The sequence below is a fragment of the Sphingomonas sp. genome, assembly GCF_040398505.1.
Lineage (GTDB): Bacteria > Pseudomonadota > Alphaproteobacteria > Sphingomonadales > Sphingomonadaceae > Sphingomonas.
The window spans coordinates 1-6,928 of the sequence record NZ_JBBATX010000125.1 but is presented as its reverse complement, the minus strand read 5'-3'; the positions used below and the strand labels follow the sequence as shown (position 1 = coordinate 6,928).

General features: G+C 63.1%; 4 protein-coding genes. 2 read left to right on the top strand and 2 right to left on the bottom strand.

The annotated features are described in order from the left end of the window. Positions 1–120 precede the first annotated feature (120 nt). Positions 121–4,047 (bottom strand): amino acid adenylation domain-containing protein, encoded by a 3,927-nt coding sequence (locus tag ABWP09_RS12650; RefSeq protein ID WP_353205489.1) that lies wholly within the window; start codon positions 4,045–4,047, stop codon positions 121–123. A 230-nt stretch (positions 4,048–4,277) separates the two neighbouring features. Next, entirely contained in the window at positions 4,278–5,159 is an 882-nt protein-coding gene (locus ABWP09_RS12645) for a LysR family transcriptional regulator (protein ID WP_353205488.1), read from the bottom strand. A gap of 88 nt (positions 5,160–5,247) precedes the next feature. Between ABWP09_RS12645 and ABWP09_RS12640 the strand changes: the two genes are divergently transcribed. Beyond that, positions 5,248–6,189: a sterol desaturase family protein gene (locus tag ABWP09_RS12640; RefSeq protein WP_353205487.1), complete on the top strand. Its 942-nt coding sequence runs from the start codon at positions 5,248–5,250 to the stop codon at positions 6,187–6,189. Next, complete coding sequence (locus ABWP09_RS12635) at positions 6,186–6,755, top strand: hypothetical protein (RefSeq protein ID WP_353205486.1); 570 nt, start codon at positions 6,186–6,188, stop codon at positions 6,753–6,755. Before ABWP09_RS12640 ends, ABWP09_RS12635 begins: the two co-directional genes overlap by 4 nt. Positions 6,756–6,928 lie beyond the last annotated feature (173 nt).

The window sequence follows — 6,928 nt, the reverse complement described above, 5'->3', positions numbered from 1 at the left end:
GCACCGGCTTGGACATATCCAGCGCGCTGCGGATTTCCGAAGGTATCGAGCAACACTACAGACGTTCGCGCCTGCGAGGTGGTGAGCCACTGGTCACGCTGGTTGGATCGTTGGGGAGGTTTAGTTGCGCGCGGGTACGCCTTGATACCTCCGCCACGCCGGAAGGTGTTCTTGCTTCATGATGACGCTGTGCGCGCCGACCCAGCAGCCTTCACCGATCATGGCCCCATAAAGCGGGACGCTGGCCGGCGACAGGGTGGCACCCGCACCCACCGTAACATAGTCGATCTTCAGAACGCGGTCTTCGAACGTATGCGCCTGAAAGATGGTCGTGACGGTCGCGTCATCGCCTAAGATCAGCATGTCAGGATCGACGACTTGCGCAAAACCGGGCCCGAGGACGACGCGCTTACCAATCCGCATGCCGATCAGGCGCAGATAACCGTTGAGGTACAATGTGCCTTCGAGCAGTTCGAGGATGTGCCGCGCATATTTACCCCATACCACATAGAAGAAATCCCAGCGGCTGCACCAGCACGACCAAAGCGGATGCTGCCCAGGCTTTACGCGGCCCAGCAAACCCCATTTGACTCCAAGCACCGCCGCACAAAGCGCAGCAGCCGCGGCAAAGGTGACAAGCGGCAGTCCAAGCAAGAAGAATGCGGGTCCCGAAAGGTGCTGACGCAGGACACTTACGCCCGCAAACCATGCAATGGTGAGCAGCAATGGACCGACCGGCAAGGTGAAGCGGAGCGCTTCCCAAAACAGGCGGTCGATATAGCGGATCAGCGACGGCTCGTGGGTGAGGCTCCGGTCGACCTCGACCACTTCGCGCCTGGGTAGCTCAAACGAGGGGTGGCCGAACCACGCGCTGCCCGGCCGAATGCGGGTGGCGTCTGCCGGGGTCGAAATTCCGATCAGAATATCGTCGGGCAGATGCTGGCCGGCGCGGATCACGACATGGTTGCCGAGGAACGTATTCCGGCCGAGTTCCGTCGAGTCCAGTGTTACCGTGCCGTGTTGAATGCGCGGGCCGCCCAGATAGATACCATCAGCGAAGAACGTGCCACTGCCAATCTCGACGAGTTCGGGTACGACATCGAGAATCGTGCTGATTTCGCTGCCCTTGCCGACACGCATGCCGGCGAGCCGCAACCACATCGGCCAGAACACAGTGCCACTTAGCCATTCGCTCGCACGGATCAGCAAGCCGGTCTTGAGCCAAATGCGGATGTAACCAAGGCTCCAGCGACTGATCACGCCGGGCCGCACACGCCCGAGCCCCCGCGACAACATTGCAGACCAGGTGACCGTAACCGGCACCGACAGCACGGTTATGGCGAGCAGGAGCGCCCAAAGCCGGGGATCGGCGGTCGGATGATACAGCCAGCGCCACAGCGCCCAACTGTCGATCCCGAGCAACCAGCAGGCGGCGATCGCGGCGAGCTCCGCCGGCAGTGCCACCACCATCGCAAGCAGACCTTCGGCGGCCAGCGTCAGCATGCCATGCAGCGCGGGCGAATACACGTTGCTTGGGCGCGATACGGCGGGCACTATGGGTGCCTTGCCGATCCGGCAAGCAGGCACACCGTCCCACACTTCGCCGGCCGGAATGCGCTCGCCGGACGACAGTGATGACAAAGCCATCAGACACGCATCCGCCCCAACTACGGTGTCACTGGATACGCCTGCGCGCGTTTCCAGTGTGGCCCCGGCGCCGATGGTGACTGGGCCGATGATCAGCTCCCCGCGGTCGAGCTCGGTCAGTCGGACCATCGCTTCCTGGCTGAGCGTGGCATCATCGCCGATTTCGAGCAGGTCCCAGCCGCCACGCCGCAAATCGACGCCCCGGTGGATGTGCACCCGCTGCCCAATCTTCGCGCCGAGTCCACGCAGGATGGCTTGCTGCGCGCTGGTGCCTTCAAGCATCCGCCACGGCAGCAATCGAACCGTCTGCTGCACCACCCAGTGCCGCAGGTAGTATGTGCTCCATACCGGCGTGCGCATCGGCTGGTAGCGCCCAATCAGCAGGCGTTTTAGCGCGATTGCAAGGATCGCCATTACGGGCGTGTAAAGCGCAAATCCGAGCGCCGCCAGCAGCGGCGACAGCAGAATAAAGCCGACCAATCCCAGACCCGACATCAGGCGGGGCAGGAGTTCGAAGCTTATGAACCAGCTTGCCGTGCCGCTAAGCAGGACCACCGTTAGCAGCCATGCTGCCTGCACTGCGAGGCTCAGCCCGAGCTTCTGCCCCTCGATCGGAAATGCGCGCGGGGCTTCGGCGTGGACTTCACTTGCGGCCTTTTCCGCGAGCTTCGCTAGTTCCGCGACGCTACGCGCTTCATAAATGTCGCTTACCGTAATCCAGTCGGTCGCTGGGTCGTCGCGCAACAGTGTTACGACCATAGCAGCACTCAGCGAGTCGCCGCCGAGGTCGAAAAAGTCTGCCAAAACTGAAACACCGCGAGCGCGCTTGAGAATATCGGCGAACGCAGCTTCGATCCGGGCTTCCATGGCATCGCGCGGGCGTGTCCCCAGATCTGTTGAGGCAGAGCTGTCGACCGCGAGTAACGGCAGCCGATCGCGATCGAGCTTGCCCCCGATTGTGACCGGCAGTGCCGCGAGTAGCGCAATCCGCCGCGGGATCATGTAGCCCGGCAAACTCTGCGCCAGCGCCTCCTTCAACGCGCCTTCGGTTGGCGCAGAGCTCGGATCCTCGGCCACGACGAACGCGGTCAGCGCCTGCGTCCCGTCCGCCTCCTGCACACGGCATCCGGCCGCGCGCACACCCGCACAAGCGACCAGCCGCTGCTCGATCTCGCCGAGCTCGATCCGGTACCCGCGCAGTTTGACCTGCGAATCTATCCGACCGTGATAATAGAATAGTCCGTCGGCCTCGCGATGGACCAGGTCTCCTGTTCGGTAGATCCGGCCCAGCTGAGGGTGCTGGACAAACTTCTGTGCGGTTAGCTCAGGGCTCCGCCAGTAGCCGCGCGCCAGTCCGGCACCGCCGATATGCAGTTCGCCCTTGGCCCCATCCGCGACTTCGGCCCCGGTTTCGTCAAGTGCCCAGGCGCTGGCCCCGCTGACTGGCACCCCAATCGCCACCTGTTGCCCTGGCACGATATCGGCGCGCAGACAGGTGACGGTACATTCTGTTGGACCATAACCATTCACCATTCTCCGCCCTTGTGACCAAGCTGCGGCAATATCGAGCGGCAGGGCTTCGCCTCCAACGTAAAGCAGGCGCAAGTCGGGTAAGGCTGCAGCCGGATCGGAACAGCCGGTGCTACGCAAGAGAGTGGGCGGGGGGCAGAACACGGTGGCCCGCTCCGCACGCAACCAGCTGACAAGGTCCGGACCGAGCCGCGCGGTTTGATCGTCCATAACCAGCAGCGTTGCGCCGACCGCGAAGGCCAGCCAAATTTCCTCCAACGAGGAATCGTAAGCGGCAGACGAACCCTGGACGACCCGGTCTTCAGGTCCAAGCCCGAAGTGGGTCATATCGCTTATGACGAGATTGGTAATTGCCGCATGTTCGATCATCACGCCTTTTGGTCGCCCCGACGTGCCGCTCGTATAGATAACATAGGCAAGCGACAGTGGGCCCGGCGCGTGGTTCTTAGCGGCCGCGGCACCGAGCGGTATGACCGCGATGCCGCCCGCGTCTGCGCTCTCCAAAAGCGCGACAGCGCCCGAATCGTCGAGAATTTCGGCTGCTCGTTCGGGGGGAAACGCTGGATCGATGCAGGTAAAGCCTGCACCGGCTTTGAGTGCCGCCAATTGGGCGATATAAAGGTCCGGCGTGGTGCGGGGCAACTTGATCGCCACGATGCACTCTCCGGGAACCAACGGCCGCAGACGGGTCGCTAAAGCCGTCGCCGCCGCCTCCACTTCAGCGTATGATAGACGCACCCGTGCCGGTCGACCGAACCCAGGCGGCACCTCAATCGCGATGCGATCGGGATGCGCGCGCGCCGTCGACGAGAATAGCTCGTGGAGAAGCCCGTGCTGAAGCGTAACACTGGCCTTCAGAGCAAAGCCCATCCTCGGATGCTAAAATAGGTTGTTTCGGAACAAAAATGATCGGTCGGTGACCCCGTGCGTTTGGCCGTCAAATCCGTCAAGGTCTTTGTTTGATTGGGTGCAGCGCCGTGGTGAAATTGCTCAGAAGGACCGCCGTCGCCTTATGGCGGTCGTTGCGCCGCTTGAAGAAAGAGCGCGACAGCGGACATCGGTTTTCGCGCTAATAACGGTCGGAACCGTGCCGCGGACGATCAGGCCCTGCACGTCAACATCCGGACAAAATCCTCGGCGGCCTGATCGGTCACGTCCACCAGTGTGACGGCGACAAGCGAAAACCGAGCGGTACCTGGCACCTCGTACGAAACCAGTCCGCCCGCGGCACAGGCCCTCCACGCGGCGGAGCGCGGCGCCATCGTCACAACACTGCCATGGCGCGCCAGCTCGATACAGGCATGCTGTCCGGAAAGGCGGAAGCGCGGAAAGCCGGCGCGTTCCAGCGCCTCGCGTCGATCAGGAGCGAGGTTGGCGGCAAATCCGATGTCGAAGCCTGCGATGGCCCAATCGTGGCGCAGCAGCGCAGCCGAATCGCGTTCTTCTGCCGCGGGGTGCGTCGGCGCGCACAAAAGGTGATACGGTTCCTCGATAGCCCGCCGTATCTTGAAATCGCGTCGCGCAGCAAAGTTTGCGATCGAATCGGAATGATAGAGCAAAAGCTGTGCGCGGCGCTGTCGCAGCCGCTGAACCGCCAGTTCGGGCGGCAAGTTATCCACGTCGACCCTGATGTCGCCGTGGACCCGCGAAAAGGCGAGCAGCGCTGCTGGAACGAAGCTGTCCATGATGACCGGCCCGCAAACGATCGATAGACGACGTCCTGCGGCCAATACCCGTGCCTTGCCTTCCTCGGCGTGCGCGAGCAGTTCGGGTGCCACTTCGACAAGTCGCCGACCGGCCGCCGTCAACGCGACCGATCGTGTCGTGCGTTCGAACAGGCGAACATTCCACAGCGTCTCAAGCGTCCGAATGCTCTTGGTCATCGCCGAATGCGTCATGCCGAGCTCGTCGGCCGCGCCGGAAAAACTACCGAGCCTTGCGACCGCTTCGAACCTGCGGATCAGGACCAGATCAAATGACATGTTCCATTTGCTACATAATTAGCCAATTTTATTCAATTGTCGTCCGCAACGAACGTTCTTAGCGATGCAGTGAGATCGGGAGGGTCCCATGACCGCAGAAGCATTCGTCCGTTCCAACCTCGCCTTGTGGTCGGCACTGGCCTTCCTGGCGCTGATCGCCGTCGAGCAGATCGCGATCCGGCTGTTCCGCCGAAAGGGAACGACGCCGCTAAAGGACAGCGCGGTGAGCATCGCGCTGGGCTATGTCAGCGAACCGGCGAATGCCGCCACCGCCTTCATCACCCTCGGCGCGCTCGCAGCGGTCGAGCCTTTTCGTTTCGCGACCATCCCGGTTAGCTGGGGGGCCTTCCTTCTGTGCTTCGTGCTCGATGATCTGCGCTTCTACGTCCACCACCGGATCGCGCACCGCGTGCGCTGGGTCTGGGCGATGCACGTCGTCCACCATTCGAGCGAACACTATAATTTGCCGATCGCCTTGCGCCAGTCCTGGTTCAAGCATTTCACGGGGACGATGCTGCTTAAGATTCCGCTTGTGCTGGTCGGGTTCGATCCGATCATGGTCACTTTCTGCGGCTTGCTCAACGCGACCTACCAGTTTTTCCTGCACACCGAGACGATCGACCGCATGCCGCGCTGGTACGAGGCGATATGCAACACGCCGTCGCACCACCGCGTGCACCACGCCAACAATCCGCGCTACCTCGACGCGAACTACGCGGGCACCCTCATCATCTGGGACAAACTATTCGGCTCGTTTGAGCCTGAGTGCGCCGACGACCCGCCAGTCTACGGTTTGGTCAAGCAAATGAACACGCTCAACCCGGTGAAAGTGCTGACGCATGAATATGTCGGTATTGCAATGGACGTAAGCCAGCGCGGTCTGCGCTGGTGGCAACGACTCGCTTACGTTTTCGCGCCGCCGGGCTGGAGCCATGACGGGTCGCGCGAAACGTCGCAGTCGATCCGCGCCGCGGCCGGGTTCGCGCCCGACGCCCGCAGCAAGCGCGCGCGCATGGTGCCCGCCGAATGAGCGCGCTGCTGCCGCAGCACTACGCGCTGACCGAAGCGGCTGTCGCCGCCGCCGGGGCCTATGCCACCACACGCAGCGCGCGCGCGCGCGCGTGGTTCGCGGTGGGGCTGGCGCCGTTTGCGCTCGCTGCGCTGGTCGGCACCATAAGGATCGCCGCCGGCCTGACCGGTCCGATTGAGCAGATCCACGGCTGCCTTTCGCGGTCGGGTGCCTTGTTCGGGCTTGGCTGCCTCGCGGGCGTCCTGGTTTCTAGACGTGGATGGCTGCCGCCGGCACTGGGATTTGCAGCGGTCGCGCTGACCGTCGTCGTCCCGAGTGCGACCGCGTCGGCGTTCGTGGTGCTCGTTGTGACGGGATCGGTGTTCGCCTATCGCGCGAACCCCGCCAGAGCGCCGCTTGCAGCGGCCTGTTTCGCGCTCCTGCTGATCGGCCGATTGGCCACCGATCCGCTGCGTGCAGCCCTTCCGGCTTTGGCTTGGCACGCGTTCCACTTGGCCGTAGCGGTATGGCTCTTGCTGCTGGTCGCCATCGTGCTGCCTGATCGGAAGCGCATTCGCGCCCGTTAGACCGAAGATATCCGTCCTCTGGCAAGCCACGGGTAGGCTCGAGACCGCGCAGCGCACAGTTGCGTTTGTCGGACAGGTGTTCGTTGCCCTGCCGCATGATGTCGAGCGTGTTCGTTACCTGGCCTTGCGCGTTGGAGCTGATCGCGCGGCAGGCCGCGATCGACGCGGTCGGC

Bases quoted from the DNA above. Each gene is read 5' to 3' on its own strand.
- ABWP09_RS12645 (WP_353205488.1), bottom strand. From the start codon at position 5,159: ATGTCATTTGATCTGGTCCTGATCCGCAGGTTCGAAGCGGTCGCAAGG.
- ABWP09_RS12635 (WP_353205486.1), top strand. From the start codon at position 6,186: ATGAGCGCGCTGCTGCCGCAGCACTACGCGCTGACCGAAGCGGCTGTC.
- ABWP09_RS12640 (WP_353205487.1), top strand. From the start codon at position 5,248: ATGACCGCAGAAGCATTCGTCCGTTCCAACCTCGCCTTGTGGTCGGCA.
- ABWP09_RS12650 (WP_353205489.1), bottom strand. From the start codon at position 4,047: ATGGGCTTTGCTCTGAAGGCCAGTGTTACGCTTCAGCACGGGCTTCTC.